Annotated in this window: 16 protein-coding genes; 10 read left to right on the forward strand and 6 right to left on the reverse strand. The window is 65.3% G+C overall.

Features of this window, described 5'->3' with window-relative positions; translation table 11 throughout:
• Window positions 1–211 precede the first annotated feature (211 nt).
• Window positions 212–1450, forward strand: a complete 1239-nt coding sequence (locus BJF89_RS08360) for an MFS transporter (RefSeq protein ID WP_083650591.1) — start codon at window positions 212–214, stop codon at window positions 1448–1450.
• Here the strand turns inward: BJF89_RS08360 and BJF89_RS08365 are convergent.
• Entirely contained in the window at window positions 1439–1963 is a 525-nt protein-coding gene (locus tag BJF89_RS08365; protein WP_075813969.1) for a carboxymuconolactone decarboxylase family protein, read from the reverse strand. The genes BJF89_RS08360 and BJF89_RS08365 overlap by 12 nt on opposite strands.
• 312 nt (window positions 1964–2275) lie before the next feature.
• On the opposite strand from BJF89_RS08365, the gene BJF89_RS08370 reads away from it, so the two are divergent.
• On the forward strand, window positions 2276–3055 hold the full coding sequence (locus BJF89_RS08370) for an SDR family NAD(P)-dependent oxidoreductase (protein WP_075813971.1): 780 nt from the start codon (window positions 2276–2278) through the stop codon (window positions 3053–3055).
• An 18-nt stretch (window positions 3056–3073) separates the two neighbouring features.
• Here BJF89_RS08370 and BJF89_RS08375 read toward each other — a convergent pair whose 3' ends face one another.
• The 3 genes from BJF89_RS08375 to fepB all read right to left on the reverse strand — a co-directional run bounded on the left by BJF89_RS08375 (window position 3074) and on the right by fepB (window position 5947).
• Window positions 3074–3886: a trimeric intracellular cation channel family protein gene (locus BJF89_RS08375; RefSeq protein WP_075813973.1), complete on the reverse strand. Its 813-nt coding sequence runs from the start codon at window positions 3884–3886 to the stop codon at window positions 3074–3076.
• A gap of 65 nt (window positions 3887–3951) precedes the next feature.
• Entirely contained in the window at window positions 3952–4806 is an 855-nt protein-coding gene (locus BJF89_RS08380) for a DMT family transporter (protein ID WP_187344692.1), read from the reverse strand.
• A gap of 49 nt (window positions 4807–4855) precedes the next feature.
• The gene (gene fepB, locus BJF89_RS08385) at window positions 4856–5947 is read right to left on the reverse strand and encodes a Fe2+-enterobactin ABC transporter substrate-binding protein (RefSeq protein ID WP_075813977.1); all 1092 of its coding nucleotides are present in this window, start codon (window positions 5945–5947) and stop codon (window positions 4856–4858) included.
• A 178-nt stretch (window positions 5948–6125) separates the two neighbouring features.
• Here fepB and BJF89_RS08390 point away from each other — a divergent pair, with 178 nt between their 5' ends.
• From BJF89_RS08390 to BJF89_RS08400, 3 genes are all read left to right on the forward strand, one after another.
• Window positions 6126–8069: a siderophore-interacting protein gene (locus BJF89_RS08390; protein WP_075813979.1), complete on the forward strand. Its 1944-nt coding sequence runs from the start codon at window positions 6126–6128 to the stop codon at window positions 8067–8069.
• Between the two features lie 133 nt (window positions 8070–8202).
• On the forward strand, window positions 8203–9477 hold the full coding sequence (locus BJF89_RS08395) for an aspartate kinase (protein ID WP_038545932.1): 1275 nt from the start codon (window positions 8203–8205) through the stop codon (window positions 9475–9477).
• 25 nt (window positions 9478–9502) lie between these two features.
• Window positions 9503–10543 carry an aspartate-semialdehyde dehydrogenase gene (locus BJF89_RS08400; protein ID WP_075813981.1) on the forward strand — a complete coding sequence of 347 codons (1041 nt, stop codon included), beginning with the start codon at window positions 9503–9505 and terminating at the stop codon, window positions 10541–10543.
• Between the two features lie 49 nt (window positions 10544–10592).
• Here the strand turns inward: BJF89_RS08400 and BJF89_RS08405 are convergent, their stop codons facing one another.
• On the reverse strand, window positions 10593–11192 hold the full coding sequence (locus BJF89_RS08405) for a TetR/AcrR family transcriptional regulator (RefSeq protein WP_075813983.1): 600 nt from the start codon (window positions 11190–11192) through the stop codon (window positions 10593–10595).
• Window positions 11193–11285: 93 nt separating this feature from the next.
• Here BJF89_RS08405 and BJF89_RS08410 point away from each other — a divergent pair, with 93 nt between their 5' ends.
• The 5 genes from BJF89_RS08410 to BJF89_RS08430 all read left to right on the forward strand — a co-directional run bounded on the left by BJF89_RS08410 (window position 11286) and on the right by BJF89_RS08430 (window position 15846).
• A complete protein-coding gene (locus tag BJF89_RS08410; RefSeq protein ID WP_075813985.1) occupies window positions 11286–11879 on the forward strand; it encodes an NAD(P)H-dependent oxidoreductase in 594 nt (197 codons plus the stop codon).
• The gene (locus BJF89_RS08415; RefSeq protein WP_075813987.1) at window positions 11880–12953 is read left to right on the forward strand and encodes an LLM class flavin-dependent oxidoreductase; all 1074 of its coding nucleotides are present in this window, start codon (window positions 11880–11882) and stop codon (window positions 12951–12953) included.
• Window positions 12950–13687: an SDR family oxidoreductase gene (locus BJF89_RS08420; RefSeq protein WP_369803684.1), complete on the forward strand. Its 738-nt coding sequence runs from the start codon at window positions 12950–12952 to the stop codon at window positions 13685–13687. Before BJF89_RS08415 ends, BJF89_RS08420 begins: the two co-directional genes overlap by 4 nt.
• A 44-nt stretch (window positions 13688–13731) precedes the next feature.
• The gene (gene wrbA, locus BJF89_RS08425; protein ID WP_075813991.1) at window positions 13732–14337 is read left to right on the forward strand and encodes an NAD(P)H:quinone oxidoreductase; all 606 of its coding nucleotides are present in this window, start codon (window positions 13732–13734) and stop codon (window positions 14335–14337) included.
• 180 nt (window positions 14338–14517) lie between these two features.
• Window positions 14518–15846, forward strand: a complete 1329-nt coding sequence (locus BJF89_RS08430) for a hypothetical protein (RefSeq protein ID WP_075813993.1) — start codon at window positions 14518–14520, stop codon at window positions 15844–15846.
• Here the strand turns inward: BJF89_RS08430 and BJF89_RS08435 are convergent.
• On the reverse strand, window positions 15834–16871 hold the full coding sequence (locus tag BJF89_RS08435; protein ID WP_075813995.1) for a ferrochelatase: 1038 nt from the start codon (window positions 16869–16871) through the stop codon (window positions 15834–15836). The genes BJF89_RS08430 and BJF89_RS08435 overlap by 13 nt on opposite strands.
• Window position 16872 lies beyond the last annotated feature (1 nt).

Here is a 16872-nt window from a genome sequence, read left to right on the forward strand (position 1 = left end):
GACGGTGATGGGGACATAACCCAAGGCAATGGCCTCGACGCAACGGGTATAGGAGATCACTATAGCGGTATTGCCCTTGGAGGGGTTCAGTATAGGGTGCCGGTCCCCGTACTCTGAGCCAGTGAAATTCACCAGCGAGACAGTATCCGGCGCATCGCGGCCCACATCATCCGGAGATGCGGACCACCGTGGCCGTATTCAGAAGCGGACGATGGTCGTCTTGGCTATCTCCCAGGTCGTGGGCACGGTGGGCGTGGGGATCGCTCCGTCAATCGGTGTCCTTCTGGCGGAGGAGGTGACCTCGAGCGAGACCTGGGCCGGGCTTGCTCGTACTGCGAGTACGCTCGGTGCGGCTTTCCTGGGACTGCCGTTGGGGATGTTGGCGGCGAGGTTCGGACGGAGAGCCGCTCTTGCCTCGGGGTGGTGGGTGTCTGCGGTTGGTGCCGGCGTGCTGATTGCTGCGGCGCAGTGGAGCCTCACTGTGCCGATGTTCCTGGGGCTGCTGTTCATTGGCGCGGGTACGGCGACCAGCCTACAGTCCAGGTTCGCTGCCACCGACCGAGCGCGTCCGCAGGATCAGGCGAAGGCGCTGGCGTTGATTGTGTGGGTGGGGACGCTGGGCATGGTTTTGGGACCGAACCTCGGTGTCCCGGGTGGGGTGATCGGCGAGGCGACCGGGTTGACAGTGTTTGCCGGGGCATTCGCTATCGCCGCAGTGTGCCTGGCTGTGGCGGGCCTGCTGGTTTTCGTGTTCTTGCGCCCGGACCCTCTGGCGGGGCGGTCTGAAGAGGTGCGGCTGGCTGGGAAAAGTGGTGCCGGGCTGGTGAGGACACCGCTGAGGGAACGCGCGCGGGGGGCGGTGGATGAGCTCAGGTACAACCGTCCCGCTCGCACGGCCGTCATCGCGGTCGTCACTGCACAGGTGGTGATGGTCTCGGTGATGACGATGACGCCGGTGCATGTGTCGCATCAGGGTGGCTCCGTGGAGTTCGTCGGTGTGACGATCAGCCTGCACATCCTCGGCATGTACGCTCTGGCTCCCGTGGTGGGTCTCGTCACGGACCGGATCGGGCACCGTGCGACCATCGGAATCGGAATCGTCATCTTCGGAGCGTCACTCACTGTCGGTGCCGTGTCACCGGAGAGCCCCGCGGCGGTCGTGACATCACTGATATTGCTCGGGGTGGGGTGGTCATTCGTGAACGTGGCAGGTTCTGCGTTGTTCAGTCGAGCGGTGCCGGATGAGAATCGTGCAACTGCGCAGGGCGGGGTAGACGCTTTGTCGAACCTTTGTGGTGCTGTGGCGGCATTCGCATCAGGGCCGCTCATGGCCGTGACAAGTTTCCGGGTGTTGTGCATCATCGCCATGGTGGTTTTGGTGCCGTTGATCATCATCACCGTGGCACGTACCGAAAATAAGGTCGCTCCGGGCGCTCGGTCAGATGGCTAACGCCACTAGGAACCGTGAAACCATATTGTAGGCGGCGACAGTGGCCGTGGCTTCCACTGTCTGTTCTTCGCCAAATAGTTCCTTGACATCGTTGATGACGCCTCCGTCAACGCTGACGTTCAGTGTTGACTGGTCGGTCAGCTCCAGAAGCGCACGTTCTTCTTCACTGAAAATGTCCGCGACGGTTGTTTCTCTGAGCTTCAGTGCCTTGGCCTCCGACCCGCCGGCGTCGAGGTATGCAGGGTGGTGGACGTTCCACTCGAAGTCGGCTCCGTTGAGGTGGGCGACCCTCAGCATGATCATCTCCCTGTATTCCAGTTTGAGAGCGAACTCTGCGCGGACGCGTCCCAACAACCCGTTCCACCCGGTGGCGAGGGGAGTACTGCGGAGCAGCACGCGGTCGATCCCGATCAACTCACCCCCGGGGCGCCGTTGTCGTATTTCTTTAACGATATCGGGCTCATCGCCGTCCTGATCTTCGGAACTCCACGGCGTCACACGTACATTACTCATGGTATTTCCTTCTTCGGTAGTTCTCTTCCAGGGCCATGTTAAGCGGCCGGTGGAGTGTTTTCTCCTCCTGCTCGCCAGGACAACGAATATAGTCGGGTGGAAGTGCAGCTTCTAGGTCTGATTGTCGAATAGGAGGATAGCGTGTCGTTATATGTGCCGCTCTGGAGCGAAACCGTGGCGAAGAATGCGGCGTACTGCGGACTGTGTGGTGGCAGGCCCTAGTAGCGAGGAAGTGGTGGTATTCATTCCGTTGATGCCGCGATAGTCCCTGCAGGACTGGTGGTGCTACGGGAGGTGCGACAAGATAGGGGTATGTCACGTACATTTTCTGGTCAGAAAGTCATTGTCCTTGGCGGCACCAGCGGTATGGGCCTCGCCGTCGCAGGACAAGTCGCAGCCTCAGGCGGGGCAACGGTGGTCGTCGGTCGCAACAACCCATCGAAGCTCGAGACAGCCCGGACGGTTCTGTCCGAGTACGGTGTGGATGTCGACGTCATCGCGGCTGACCTCACTGCCGCCGCCGACGTCACCGAGCTGCGGCGCCAACTCACGGACCGCCACTTCGACGCCACCTTATTAGTGAACGCCGCGGGGGTATTCGTCCCCAAGCCCTTCCTGGAACACACCGAGACAGATTACGATTCCTATCTGGACCTCAACAAGTCCCTTTTCTTCATTACGCAGACAATCACCCAGAACATGGTCGACGCCGGCAACGGCGGGTCGATCGTGAACATCGGATCGATGTGGGCGCATCAGGCCATAGGTGCTACACCGTCGTCGGCGTACTCGATGGCGAAGGCAGGACTCCACGCTATGACGCGGAACATTGCGTTGGAACTGGCTGACAAGGGGATCAGGGTCAATGCCGTTGCTCCTGCCGTGGTGCGTACCCCGATATACGAGGGTTTCATACCGCAGGATGAGGTCTACGATGCGGTCAGCGGCTTCTCCGGTATGCACCCGCTTGGACGGGTGGGAACCCCAGAGGACGTCGCCAATGTCGTGGCTTTCCTTCTGTCCGGATCCGCGGACTGGGTGACCGGTGCGATCTGGGACACGGACGGAGGGGTCATGGCGGGGAGGAACTAGACTCGCGGCCCCCGGGGATCAGTCGTCGATGGCGGCGTCCTCATCGTCCGCGTTGGAGCGGGCGTCCTGTTCCTGTTCCCGATGTTCCTCGCACCGGCGCAGTCGCCACCGTCTCCGGCTCATGTCGCGTGCCAGCGTCATCGGCTGCCGCAGTTTCTTCTGCGTCGCCCATGAGAGGTCCTGCATGCCGGGGAGCACCCACCCCCGCCAGTAGGCGGTGATCATCAGCCCGGAGCCGAGGAACGGCGCGATGATCAGGCCGACCAGGAGCACCGGGAAGTCGCCCGCCACCCCGGACGCGTCGAGGGAGTAGATCCCGACCATGACGGCGGCGGTGAGGACGGCCGGCGTGGCGTAGAGCGTCGCTCCACCGAAGATGGCGGGGACCGAGCCGGTCATCACGTCGCGGATCATCCCGCCTCCGACTACGGTCAGTACGCCGAGGAAGAGGGCGGATGACCACGGAAGGCCGTTGGCCAGGGCCTTCGTTGAACCGGTGGCGGCCCAGACGCCGAGGACGACGGCATCGCCGTGGACGCGGAAGATCTCCCACCCACGCGAGTTCATGTGGATCATCGTCGACACCACAGCGCCTACCAGAGCCATGCCGAAGTACCGCATGTCCTGCATGGCTGCCGGAGGGCCGTTGTCGATGAGGACGTCCCGGATCATCCCACCGCCCAGGGCGGTGATGATGGAGAGGAAGACGATCCCGATGAAGTCCAGGTTGCGGGCGCGGGCGATGATCGCCCCGATCATCCCGTAGAGCACCACCCCGATCAGGTCGAGGGTCTCGTAGACCGTCCTGATCGACGGGTCGACAAAGTCCATGCCGCCGAGAGTATCGTTTCCTCGCCGATACTTGGCAACAGGGGCGGGTGGAGGTCACACCCCGGCTACTCGACTCCCCGCCGCGACAGCACGACCGTGGACACGATCATCACGACCAGCGCGCCGGCCATGATCAGCCACTGCGTCCCCTCCACCTGGAAGCGCTCACCGAGGACGAGGTATCCCAGGACGAAGGCGACGATCGGCTCGGTGATCGTCATTGCCGGCAGCGAGTTCTTCAGTGCGCCGGCATTGAAGCTGGCCTGTTGGACCAGCGTGCCGATGATGGCGCATGCGACCAGGCCGTAGGCCTCCCAGCTGGTCAGCAGGGCCGGGACGCCTTCCTGGTTGAAGATGTTGACGACCGACTTCGAGAGGACGGCGAGGTACCCCATGATGGCGCCGGTCACCGCCCCCAGAATCAGGGCGCGGGTGCGTAACCGGAGTCGGGTGGCCACCCACATCAGGCAGAGCAGGATGACCACCCCGACGCCCAGGGTCACCATCCATCTGCTCAGGGTGGGGAAGTCGTTTCCCGGTAAGGGGCGGCCCCAGACCACGACGACGCCGACGGCGACGGTGAGCAGGGCGGCCCACGCCATTTCCGGCCGCGATACCCGTCGTCCGTCGAACCGGGCTGCCAACGGCAGGGTGAACATCAGGGACAGGACGAGGATCGGCTGGACGACCAGCAACGTCCCGAATCCGAGGGCGACGATCTGCAGCCCGTAGGCTGACAGCGCGCAGAAGACGCCGGCCCACCACTTCGGGCGGGCGACGGCGGCGAGAACCGGGGTTCCGTGGGCGTTGTCGCGATCGCCTGATGTCTGTTCGGCGACCTGGTGCCGGAGGATGGTTCCCCAGGCGACGGTGAGGGCTGACAGGAGGGCGAAGACGACAGCGAGCAGGTTGCTGTGCATCATCAGCACCTCAGACTAGTCGCCGATTCACAGCGACGTGTCAGCGGCCTTACTTCTTGAAGTACTCCTCGATCTGGTCGAGCATCAGCATCGCGCTGTAGAAGTCGATGCGGAAGGTCTCAGCGCCGAACTCGAAGATGCGGTCGTTCTTGACCGCGTAGGTGTCACGGGCGGTGGGCTTCTCCTTCAGCTGCTCACTGACCGGGTTGTCGGCGTCGGCGTTCGTGGCAAAGACCGTCTTGCCGGTGAGACCCTTGTCCAGGTTCTCGTCGGTCACCTGCACCACGTCAGTACGTCCTGCGTAGTCGCCGTCGGTGCGCACCACGTCCTTACCGGGGACGTCGAGGTCCCAGCCCAGTTCGGTGATGATGCGGCCCTGGGCGGACTCGCCGGTCATGAAGTTCACGCCGCCGTCCTGCGCGGGCAGGATGAACTGGACGGGCTGCTCCGGTTCCTCGATGTTCTCGGTGACCTCGGATGCGCGGTCCTTGAACTCCTGGATGGTGTCCTCGGCCTCTGACTCATGGCCGGTGATCTCACCGAGCTGGGTGGTGACCTCGGTCCAGTCCTTGTCGGAGTAGTCCAGGACGACTGTCGGAGCAACCTCCTTGAGGCGGTCCACGAGGTCGACAGCGGTGTCGGCACCGGCGGAGGAGACGATGATGAGGTCGGGGTCCTCGGCGGCGATCTTCTCGAAGTCCGGCTCCAGCTGCCCGATCTCCTTGACTCCGCGCTCATCGGCGACGTCGGCCCACTGCTTGAAGAAGCCCTTGTCGTCCGAGGTCGGCCCCGGGCTGGCGGCGCCGGAGGCAATGACAGGAGCGTCGATGGAGAGCAGGCTGCCGGTGAGGGTCACCGAGGTGGAGACGATCTTCTCGGGCTTGGCCGGGATCTCGACCTCCTCGGTCTTGTCCGTGGGGCTGCCGTTGTCCACTGCGATCGAGTCGACGGTGCGCGGCCACTCACCCTGGGATTCCGAGGCAGACTCGGACGCCGACCCGGACGCCGACTCCGTGGCGGCACTGGTGTCGTCGGAGGACGAACTGTCGTCGTCGCTGGAGCAGGCGGCGAGGCTGACAGCGACGCCGGAGGCGAGGAGCGCGCCGACGATCCGGCGACGCATGGTAGGCAGGTGGGTCATGGGTTCTCTCCCTTGAAATGAACAGGACGACGGTGAAACGACCGCCGCGCAGGTTGTGCGGGGAACATATTAGCCACCGTGGCCCGCGTGGGGTAGGGGGTAGTTCAGGTGATGCTAACCTCGGTGTCGTTACTCTCCGTCCGCCCGCGCCGCCATCAACAGTGAGGACCTCCCCGACGTGCCACGTATCAGCCGAGACACCGACATCTACCCCATCACCATGCGCGAGCTGGAGGTGCTGCGTATCGAGGACGTCACCCCCGGAATGCGGCGCGTCGTGTTCGGCGGCGCGGGGCTGCGGGCCCATACCCGTGACGGTGAGGAGGTGCCGGCGATCGTCTCCGACGGTTTCGACGACGACATGCGGATGATCTTCCCCCACCCGGTCACCGGAGAGCGCCCCTACCCGGTCTCTCTCGGTGACGGCCGTCTGGACTGGACCGCAGAAGTCAACGAGCTCTTCCGTACGTACACGGTACGGAAGTGGGACCCGGAGGCCGGTGACTTCGGGGAACTGGTCGTCGACTTCGCCCGCCACGGTGCAGGTCTCGCCGAGGGGTGGTCGGCCGGCGCCTCCGTCGGCGACTGTGTTTTCGCCGCCGGGCCGAAGAACTGTGCCTCGCTGCCGGTGCACACCGACTGGCTGCTGCTCATCGGTGACGAAACCGCGCTGCCCGCCATCGGACGATGCCTGGAGGAGACGCCCGCGGGGCACCGGGTGGTGGCGGTGGTCGAGGTGGCTGAGCGCGCTGACATCCAGTCGGACCTCACCGAGGTCGCCTGTGCGGCCTCCCTCGACCTGCGCTGGGTCGTGCGTGCCGAAGGCGGGGATTTCACCGAGGTGGTTGCCGCGCTGAGGGATGAGGAAGATGTGCTGCCCAAGGGCACACCGTTCGTCTGGGCCGGGGGAGAGGCGGGACGCCTGAAGGCGGTGCGCCGTTTCGTCAAGGAACTCGGTGTCCCCCGGGAGCACGTGCAGATCACTGGCTACTGGCGCCGTAACGACGCTGCCACGGAGGCGGACGCCGGTGACGCCGCAGGGACGGACGCAGGCGCAGGCACCTCCAGTATTTCCCCGTTGATGCAGCTGCACGAACTCAGCGAGACTGCTCCGGGGTTCGCCCTGCAGGCCGCGGCGCAGCTCGGACTGTTTGAGGCGGTCGACACGGCGGCTGATGCTGCGTCCGGCGACGGGGCGCCCGTGGCGGCGGTCGCCGAGGCGGTGGGTGTCCCGCAGGAGCGTCTGGTGAGGTTCCTGCGGTACCTGGAGTCGGTCGGTCTGCTCACGCTGCACGCGGAATCGTCCGATGGAGGTCCGCTCGTGAGTCTCACCACGCTCGGGACGGAACTCGCTGACCCGGAAGGACTCGTCGCCGGTCTCACCGGCCCGGGCGCGCTGCAGTCGCTGACGTGGCTGCACCTGGCGGAAGGCCTGCGTGGCGGTGCGTCGGTGCAGGTGGGGGCCACCGGGAGCGACTGGGACGGACTGCGCCGTCAGGATCCGTCACTGGGGGAGTCGCTGGCGGACAGTGAGGCCACCCGGGCACAGTGGGTCGCTCCCGCACTGGCCACCCGACTGGACGATCTGCCGGGCGGAGCGCCTGCCCGTGTCGCCGTACTCGGCGGGGCGGAAGGCGTCGCCGCCGCCGTCTACGCCGATGAACTGCTGCGCCGCAACAGTGACCTGCAGGTCACCGTCCTGGTGATGCCCGACGGGCAGGGAAACCCACGCTGCCCGCATGAGCGACTGCGTGCCGAGGTCGGCGAACAGCGCCGCGACCGGGTCGAGATCAGCGACTGGGCCCGCGGTGGGGCCGAGGCAGACCTCGTGCTCCTGGTGGACCCCTTCGCGTTGTGCGTCCCCGACGACGTACCCGAACTGTTGGTGGCCGCAGCGGCGGCGACAGGTGGGACGGGACGGATCCTCGTGATCACCAGGTTGCTCGCCGTGAGCGGTGACGAGGACCACGACTACGAGGAAGACCTCACCCGCATGCTCGTCAACGGACGGTGTCTGCCCACCGCGCGTGACCTGTCCGACGCGGTGGCACAGGCGGGATTGCGCGGCGTGGCAGACATACCGGTCGGTTGGGGTAGCCACGCAGTCGTCATCGGTGCATGATGTGCCATGATGTGCGCAGTACGCGGGGGATAACCGCGGGTACCGACCGGGCCGTCTACTCAGGTACTCTGTCTAAGGTCTGAGCAATAATATCGAGTTATCCCGTCAACGCGGGAAGGTGGAGCTGGGAACTGTGGCCCTGATCGTCCAGAAGTACGGCGGATCGTCGTTGGAGAGCGCCGAACGTATCCGGCGCGTCGCACAGCGGATCGTGGAAACCAAGAAACAGGGCCACGACGTCGTCGTGGTGTGCTCTGCGATGGGTGACACCACCGACGAACTGCTCGATCTCGCCAACCAGGTCAATCCGGTGCCGCCGGGTCGTGAGATGGACATGCTCCTCACCGCCGGTGAGCGGATCTCCAACTCCTTGGTCGCCATGGCCATCGACTCCTTCGGTGCCGAGGCGCAGTCGTTCACCGGTTCCCAGGCCGGCGTGATCACCACCGAGCGTCACGGCAACGCCCGGATCGTCGACGTGACCCCCGGGCGCGTGCGTGAGGCGTTGGACGCGGGGAAGATCTGTCTCGTCGCCGGTTTCCAGGGCGTCAACCGTGAGACCCGTGACATCACCACACTCGGCCGTGGCGGTTCGGACACGACCGCGGTCGCACTCGCCGCGGCACTCCACGCCGACGTGTGCGAGATCTACTCCGACGTCGACGGTGTCTACACCGCCGACCCGCGCATCGTCCCGAACGCCAAGCGGCTGGACAACATCTCCTTCGAGGAGATGCTCGAGATGGCCGCCGTCGGTGCGAAGATCCTGATGTTGAGGTGTGTGGAGTACGCCCGTGCGTTCAACGTCCCGATCCGTGTCCGTTCATCATTCAGCAACGAAACCGGCACCCTCGTGTCCGGCTCATTGGAGGATATCCCCGTGGAAGAAGCAGTCCTGACCGGTGTCGCCCACGACCGTTCCGAGGCGAAGGTCACCGTCCTCGGCATCCCCGACAAACCGGGCGAGGCGGCGCGGGTCTTCCGTACCCTGGCGGACGCCGAAATCAACATCGACATGGTGCTGCAGAACGTCTCCTCACTCGCCGACAATCTCACCGACATCACCTTCACCTGCCCGCGTGAGGACGCCCCGCGTGCGGTGGAACTGCTCAAGGGACTGCAGGGCACCGAGGACCACCAGAAGTTCGGTCAGCTGCTCTTCGACGACCAGGTGGGCAAGGTTTCGCTGGTCGGCGCGGGCATGAAGTCGCACCCCGGCGTGACCGCAGACTTCTGCGAGGCACTGCGGGACGCCGGGATCAACATCGAGCTGATCTCCACCTCTGAGATCCGTATCTCCGTGCTGATCCGGGACACCGACCTCGACGCGGCCGTCGCCGCGCTGCACGAACGATTCCAGCTCGGTGGCGAGGAGACCGCCACCGTGTACGCCGGCACCGGCCGGTAACGTCACGGACGAAAGGACACCAGTCATGACCACCCTCGCCATCGTCGGCGCCACCGGCCAGGTCGGCCGCGTGATGCGTGACATCCTCGAACACCGTCCTTCTGTCCTCGAGAAGATCGACACGGTGCGGTTCTTCGCATCGGCACGTTCCGCCGGCACCGGTATCGAGTTCAACGGCGGCACCGTCGTCGTCGAGGACGTCGAGGCGACCTCCACCGAGGACCTGCGCGGCATCGACGTCGCCCTGTTCTCCGCCGGCGGCGCAACGTCCAAGGCACAGGCCCCCCGTTTCGTCGAGGCCGGTGCCACCGTGGTCGACAACTCGTCGGCGTGGCGCAAGGACCCGGACGTCCCTCTGATCGTCTCCGAGGTGAACCCGGAGGACGCGAAGGACGTGCCCAAGGGCATCATCGCCAACCCGAACTGCACCACCATGGCGGCTATGCCGGTGCTGGGGGCACTGCACGGCAAGGCGGGTCTGAAGCGCCTGCATGTGTCCAGCTACCAGGCCGTGTCCGGTTCCGGCCTGGCCGGAGTGAAGGCACTGGCGGACCAGGTCCGCGCGAATCTGGAGGTCCTGGAGAACCTCGCGACCGATGGGTCGGCCCTGCAGGTCGACGATTTCGGCCCGTATGTCGCCCCGATCGCGTTCAATGCGCTGCCGATGGCGGGAAGTATCGTCGATGACGGCTCCGGGGAGACCGATGAAGAGCAGAAGCTGCGCAATGAGTCGCGCAAGATCCTGCACCTTCCCGATCTGCCGGTGGCGGGTACGTGCGTGCGTGTGCCGGTGTTCACCGGCCACACCATGACCGTGCACGCGGAGTTCGACACCGCGATCACACCGGCCCAGGCCGAGGAGATCCTGTCTGATACCCCGGGTGTCCAGATCTCCGATGTCCCGACGCCACTGGCGGCGGCCGGTGTGGATCCGTCACTGGTGGGCCGTATCCGTCAGGACCAGTCGGTGGAGGACGGGCGCGGTCTCGTGCTCGTCGTCTCCGGAGACAACCTGCGTAAGGGTGCGGCACTGAACACCATCCAGATCGCCGAGCTGCTGCTGTAGCTCTCCGACTACCCGCACACCGCCCTTGTGCGTTCCGTGGCGTGTCATCTCACACGACCGCGGCGACCACCCGGGCGAGCGTCGTCCTGCCGTCCTCCAGGGACACCGTCCCGAGGATGTAGGCACGGGCGATACCGTCCGCCGCGCCGAGGATCGCCTGCATCGCGGCGTCGGTGACGTCCCCCGTCGTAGCGAAAGGCAGCAGCGCCGCCTTGCACCGCGTGCTGAAGGCCACATCCGCTTCCTGTCGCAGCTGTTCCAGCTCTGCCGAGCCCGACAGCGCACCGCTGACGCCCGGTAGGGCGGCGCTCTCCTCGTCCACGCAGTCCAGGTAGGAGTCTGCGACGACCTGCGCCGTCGATGCCAGCGTCGCGGCCGACCCCTCGGCGGCGGCAGCGTCGGCTGCCGCGTCCAGCTTGTCGTAGGTGCGGCCCTTGAACTCCCGGTAGAGCTCCACCAGGATGCCGGCCTTCGTTCCGAAGTGCTGGTAGACCAGCGGCTTCGTCACGCCGGCGTGCTCGGCGAGGCGGGCGGGGGTCAGTGCGTCGACACCTTCGCGGCCCAGGAAATCACGTGCGGCCTCCATCAACTGGGCATGACGGTCGTCGTAGGACATCCGGCGGCGGGAGCCGGTTGTGGCAGGGGGCATTGCGAACCTTTCAACGATGCGCTAAGTTACGAACAGTAAGTTACAGTTCGTAACTCCGTGAATACACCGCAGTCTAACCGAAAGGTGCAGCAGATGCATGCCCTCGTTCTCTTCGCACACCCGGAATCCGACTCCCTGACCGCCTCGGTCGCCCGCCAGGTCAGCGAACGGCTCGACCAGCAGGGATGGACGGCTGACATCGCCGATATCGCCGCTGAGGGGTTCGACTCCCGTCAGAGCAGTGCCGATCTCGACGTGGTCCGGGGAATCGGCGCCCCACCCGCTGACGTCGTACGTGAGCAGGAGCGCGTGGAACGCGCCGACGCCGTCGTCATCGTCCACCCGGTCTACTGGTGGGCCATGCCCGGTCTGATGAAGGGGTGGTTCGACCGCGTCCTGACCTTCGGGTGGGCCTTCGGCACCGACGACGCCACCGGCCTGGCGGACCGGGACATCCACCTCGTCCGTGTCGGCGGCAGCTCGCCGGAAACCTACGACAGGCACGGCTACCGCGATGCGATGCGCACCGGCGTCGAACACGGCATCTTCGAGTTCGCCGGCTCACCGCTGGTGTCGTCCCACCTCCTGCACAGCGCGCCGGAGGGCGTCGCTGGTCGGCTCGACGAAACCGTCGACGCTGTTGTCGACGCGGTCGTCAACGCCCGGGTGAAAGTGACGGTGTCCTAGATGAGTACACCTGAGAACCTCACCGCCGTCGAGATCGGGGTGGACACCTTCGGAGACGTGTCCTCCCTGGAGAGCGGCGTCGTCCTGACCCCCGCTCAGACACTGCGCGCCATCGTCGACGAAGCGGTGCTGGCGGACCGGGTCGGCCTGGACTTCTTCGGTATCGGTGAACACCACCGTGCCGACTACGCGGTGTCCTCACCGGAAATGGTGCTGTCCGCCATCGGCGCCCGGACCGCGAACATCCACCTGACCAGTGCCGTGACCGTGCTGAGCTCCGATGATCCGATGCGGGTCTACGAGCGGTTCTCCGCGCTGCAGGGGCTCACGTCAGGACGCGCCGAGATCATCGTGGGGCGTGGCTCCTACATTGAGTCGTTCCCACTGTTCGGCTACTCCCTGGACCAGTACGAGGAACTCTTCGACGACCGTCTCGACCTGTTCAGCAGGCTGATCACCGGCGAGCCGGTCACCTGGCAAGGCACCACCCGGGCCCCGCTGGAGAACCAGTCGGTGCATCCCGCAACGGAGTCCCCGCTGCCGGCCTGGGTGGCCGTGGGCGGTACTCCGCAGTCGGTCGTGCGAGCGGCACGCTACGGCATGCCCGTCATACTGGCGATCGTCGGTGGCCAGCCGGCCCGCTTCGCGCAGTTCGCCGACCTGCACCGTCGCGCCCTCGCAGAGTTCGGACACGCCCCGCAGTCCCTGGGGGTGCACTCACCCGGCTACATCGCAGAAACCGACGAACAGGCGCGCGACGAGTTCTTCCCCTACTTCGCGGAGGCGATGGAGAAGTTCTCCAAGGGGCGTGGCGGCACCGGTTACAGCCGGGCCCAGTTCGACCGGGACGCCACCCGGGGCGCATTGATGGTCGGCTCACCGGAGACCGTGGCGCCCCGGATTGCCGAGACATTGACCACGCTCGGCGCATCGCGGTTCTCGTTGAAGTACTCCAGTGGCCACATGCCCCACGAACTGTCCCTGAGGTCCATTGAACTGTACGGGACGGAGGTGGCTCCGCGGGTCCGGGAGATCCTCGGGCGGCAGACCGCGGCAACCAGAGAAGGAGAATGATGGGTCACCGTCTCAACGGGAAACGCGTCCTTGTCATCGGTGGCGCGAAGTACCTCGGCAAGTCCGTCGCACAGGCTGCGGCCGACGAGGGTGCCGTCGTGGTGCTCGGTGCACGCGACGAGAAACTGGCATGGTCCGTCGTCGCTGAACTCGGCGGTGACCACGCGCAGGATCACTCGGCGATCCACCTGGACGTGGCCGACGAGCCGTCCATCCTCGCCGCAGCCCAGTCGCTCGGCGAAGTGGACCATGTCGTGATCACCGCGTCCGCGCACCACAACGTCCCCGTCGCCGACCTGGAGCATGACGGCATCCTCAACGCCGTCGAGGCGAAGATCATCGGTCCGATGCTTGTCGCCAAACACTTCGCTCCGCGGATGCCGTCCACCGGGTCTTTCCTGCTGTTCTCCGGGACGGCGGCCTGGAATCCGTCTGCCGGGTTGACGGTGATGGGAGTGACCAACGGGGCGGTGGCCTTCATCGCCAGCCAGCTGGCGCATGAACTGGCCCCCGTGCGGGTCAACGCGATCTCGCCGGGGATCACCGACTCCGGCACGTGGGACGATCTCGACGAGGAGGGCCGCACGGGCATGTACGACAGTGCAGCAGCGGGAAGCCTCGCGGGACGGGTCGGTACCACGGACGACATCGCCGACGCCGCCGTATGGCTGCTGGCGGCCGAGTACGTCTCGGGCGAGACGATCCACGTCGACGGCGGCTCACGGCACGCCTGAGCGTCGATCTGGACAAACATGCAACACCACGAAGGAGAACACCCATGTCACGTATCGCAGTGATCTACTACTCGTCCACCGGATCCACCTACTCCATCGCGAAGGCCTTCGTCGAAGGCGCCGAAGCGACGGGGGCGGAGGTCCGCCTGCGACGCGCGGAGGAGCTCGTCCCGCAGCAGGTCATCGACAACAACCCTGCCTGGGCCGAGCATCTCGCCGCGACCAGCGACATCGAGGTCGCCACCGCGGACGACCTGGTGTGGGCGGACGGCTTCGTCCTGGGTTCCCCGACCCGGTTCGGTCAGCCTGCTTCGCAGCTCAAACAGTTCATCGACACGACCAGCGGTCCGTGGGCGGCCGGGGAACTCGCGGGTAAGCCCGCCTCGGTCTTCACCACGACGACGGAGGAGCACGGAGGCCAGGAGGCGACCCTGCTGGCACTGCACCACACACTCTTCCACTGGGGCGCCACGATCGTCCCGACCGGGTACGTGGATTACCCGCTCTCCCATGCGGCTGGAGGCAATCCCTACGGTGTCAGTGCCGTCACGGGGAACGGCGCCCCGGACGAGCATGTCCTGGCGCTGGCGACGTTCCAGGGTAAGCGTGTGGCTGCCATGGCGGACGCACTGGCACCGGTGAACGCCTAACGGACACCATGCATTGGCTGATGTGACGAGTGCTACTGTTTCTGTCATCGACTATTTGTGATCACAGATTTCATGAAGTGTCGGGACGCCAAACCTGGGACACCCCGGTTCCAGCACATCGCTGAGCAGCCTGTCAGGTCTCAGTAGCCAGCGCCCCGGCGCTGGAACAGGAGAGCTCTCGTGAAGAAGGCACTGGTCATCGCACTTGCCTATTTCGGCGTGACGGTGGGCGCAGGTTTCGCGTCAGGCCAGGAACTGCTGCAGTACTACGCTTCCTACGGGTTCTGGGGGATCGCGGGCGCCGCAGTGGTCGTGGTGCTCATGCCCGTCACCGCCATGGTGATTCTGCAGTACGGGAGCTACTTCAGGGCACAGTCCCACGAAAAGGTCTTCACGGGGGTCACGTCGAAACCAGTCGCAGTGTTCCTCGACTATTCATTGTCCGCAGCCCAGTTCTGTATCGGGTTCGTGATGATGGCCGGGGCAGGGTCCAACCTCAACCAGCAGTTCGGTCTACCACTCTGGGTCGGGTCAGGCCTGATGGCGGTCCTCGTCCTGATCACCGGCATGCTCGACGTCGACCGCGTCACCAATGTCATCGCGATGATCACCCCGGTGATGATCCTCCTGCTCGTTGCTGCGGGAATCTACGCCCTGACCAGTCCTCCTGAATCTCTGCAGGCAGCCAGCGACTTCGCGATCGCCAACGTGTCCTCCCCGTTGCCGGGGTGGTTCTTGTCGACGTTGAACTACGTGGGCCTGGCGATGTTCAGCGGGATCTCCATGGCGATCCTCATCGGCGGAAGCCACTGGAACACCAAGACCGCCGGATGGGGAGGGTTCCTCGGAGGCAGCCTCTTCGCCGGTATTCTGGTCCTCATCACCGTCGCATTGCTGTTCCGGATCACGGATGTCGCAGACAAGGACCTGCCCACCCTCGAGCTGATCAACCAGATGAACCCCGGTATCGGCATCGTGGCCTCCATCGCGACGTACCTGATGATCTTCAGTACCACGCTCGGCGTGTTGTACTCCCTGGGCAAGCGGCTGACGGTGAACAGGGCACAGGGGTACCGTCCGGTGTTTATCGTGCTGACGCTCGCCGCCTTCGGCCTGAGCTTCTTCGACTTCGCCCTGCTGGTCAACAACGTCTTCCCGATTCTCGGCTGGCTCGGTATCGCGTTGGTCGCTGTTCTGTTGGGGACGTGGGTGGCGAACGGGCGCAAGCGCATCGGCAGCGAGGTCCTGCGACGCGACCGGATCCGTACGCTGATTCTCCGCCTCGTCGATCCGAAGGGGAAGTTCACCCGGAAGGACTGGGTGACGCTCCAGAAGTCATTCAAGGAGTCCAACGTCGCCGTGGGCCAGCTGCGGGATGACGTCACCGAGGACGTCGTCGAGGAACTGGACAGCGACGACGAGAGCGAATTCTCGGCCGAGGACTTCGACTCCGAGGAATTCTGGGAAGAGACCGTCGAGGAACACCGGGGAGAGGGTCAGGACCGTTGACGGGCAGTCGTGGAGGCGGCCGCACCTGACGACTGGTCCACCAGGTCGAGCACCAGTTCGGTGAACTCGTGGGTCGGGCCGGGTGTCGCTGCGCGGACCATCGTGACCCCCAGCTTGGCTGCGGTGTCCGCAGCTTCATTGTCGAGGTCCCACATCACCTCCATGTGGTCCGAGATGAAACCGACGGGAACCAGCACGATGGGACGGGCGTCCCCGTCCTCTCCACCGACGGTGGCTTCCAGGTGGTCGCAGATGTCCGGTTCGAGCCACGGAATATGCGGGGGGCCGGAGCGGGACTGCCACACCAGCTCGACATCGGTTCCGTCGTCGCCGTCGGAGGCGAAGCTGCTCAATGCGCGGATCTCCCGTGCCGCGGTCAGGACCTGACCTGAGTAACGGTGGGTGGCGTCGACCGAGGACGCCTCGTCGGCGGACAGGGGCACCGAGTGGGCGGTGAACAGGAGGCGGGCGTCGTCCTGCTGGTCGGCGGGAAGTGACTGCCGGGCCTCGTCCACGAGCCGGGCGAACGTCGACAGGAACAAGGGGTGGTCGTGGAAGGGACGGATCTTCGTCATCGCCGGTGGGGTGATACCGGCGTCACGACAGGACTGCAGGGCTCGTTCGATGTCCTCGCGGTACTGGATGTCGCCGGAGTAACCGCCCCAGGCGGACGTGGCGAAGACGATGACCTCCGTGATGCCGTCGGCCACCATCTGCTTCGTGGTGTCCTCGACATACGGCTCCCAGTTACGGTTGCCGAAGTACACGGGGAGGTCCAGTCCACGTGCCGCGATCTCGGCGCGGAGATGGTCGATGATCTCGAGGTTCTGGTCGTTGATGGGGCTCTTGCCCCTGAAACGGTAGTAGTGCTCGCCGACCTCGACGAGCCTCTCCCGGGGGATGCCCCGCCCCCGGGTGACGTTCTCGAGGAAAGGGACCACATCCTCTTCCTTCTCCGGTCCTCCGAAAGAGAGGACGAGCAGTGCCCTGCGGGCGGTGGTGCCAGACATGCCAGACTCAGCCATG

This window comes from Corynebacterium sp. CNJ-954 (assembly GCF_001942345.1).
Taxonomy (GTDB): domain Bacteria; phylum Actinomycetota; class Actinomycetes; order Mycobacteriales; family Mycobacteriaceae; genus Corynebacterium.

Coding starts and splice junctions, on each gene's coding strand:
- BJF89_RS08415 (WP_075813987.1), top strand. CDS start 11,880: ATGAGTACACCTGAGAACCTCACCGCCGTCGAGATCGGGGTGGACACC.
- BJF89_RS08405 (WP_075813983.1), bottom strand. CDS start 11,192: ATGCCCCCTGCCACAACCGGCTCCCGCCGCCGGATGTCCTACGACGAC.
- wrbA (WP_075813991.1), top strand. CDS start 13,732: ATGTCACGTATCGCAGTGATCTACTACTCGTCCACCGGATCCACCTAC.
- BJF89_RS08410 (WP_075813985.1), top strand. CDS start 11,286: ATGCATGCCCTCGTTCTCTTCGCACACCCGGAATCCGACTCCCTGACC.
- BJF89_RS08380 (WP_187344692.1), bottom strand. CDS start 4,806: ATGCACAGCAACCTGCTCGCTGTCGTCTTCGCCCTCCTGTCAGCCCTC.
- BJF89_RS08360 (WP_083650591.1), top strand. CDS start 212: ATGGTCGTCTTGGCTATCTCCCAGGTCGTGGGCACGGTGGGCGTGGGG.
- BJF89_RS08370 (WP_075813971.1), top strand. CDS start 2,276: ATGTCACGTACATTTTCTGGTCAGAAAGTCATTGTCCTTGGCGGCACC.
- BJF89_RS08365 (WP_075813969.1), bottom strand. CDS start 1,963: ATGAGTAATGTACGTGTGACGCCGTGGAGTTCCGAAGATCAGGACGGC.
- BJF89_RS08375 (WP_075813973.1), bottom strand. CDS start 3,886: ATGGACTTTGTCGACCCGTCGATCAGGACGGTCTACGAGACCCTCGAC.
- BJF89_RS08435 (WP_075813995.1), bottom strand. CDS start 16,871: ATGGCTGAGTCTGGCATGTCTGGCACCACCGCCCGCAGGGCACTGCTC.
- BJF89_RS08420 (WP_369803684.1), top strand. CDS start 12,950: ATGATGGGTCACCGTCTCAACGGGAAACGCGTCCTTGTCATCGGTGGC.
- fepB (WP_075813977.1), bottom strand. CDS start 5,947: ATGACCCACCTGCCTACCATGCGTCGCCGGATCGTCGGCGCGCTCCTC.
- BJF89_RS08400 (WP_075813981.1), top strand. CDS start 9,503: ATGACCACCCTCGCCATCGTCGGCGCCACCGGCCAGGTCGGCCGCGTG.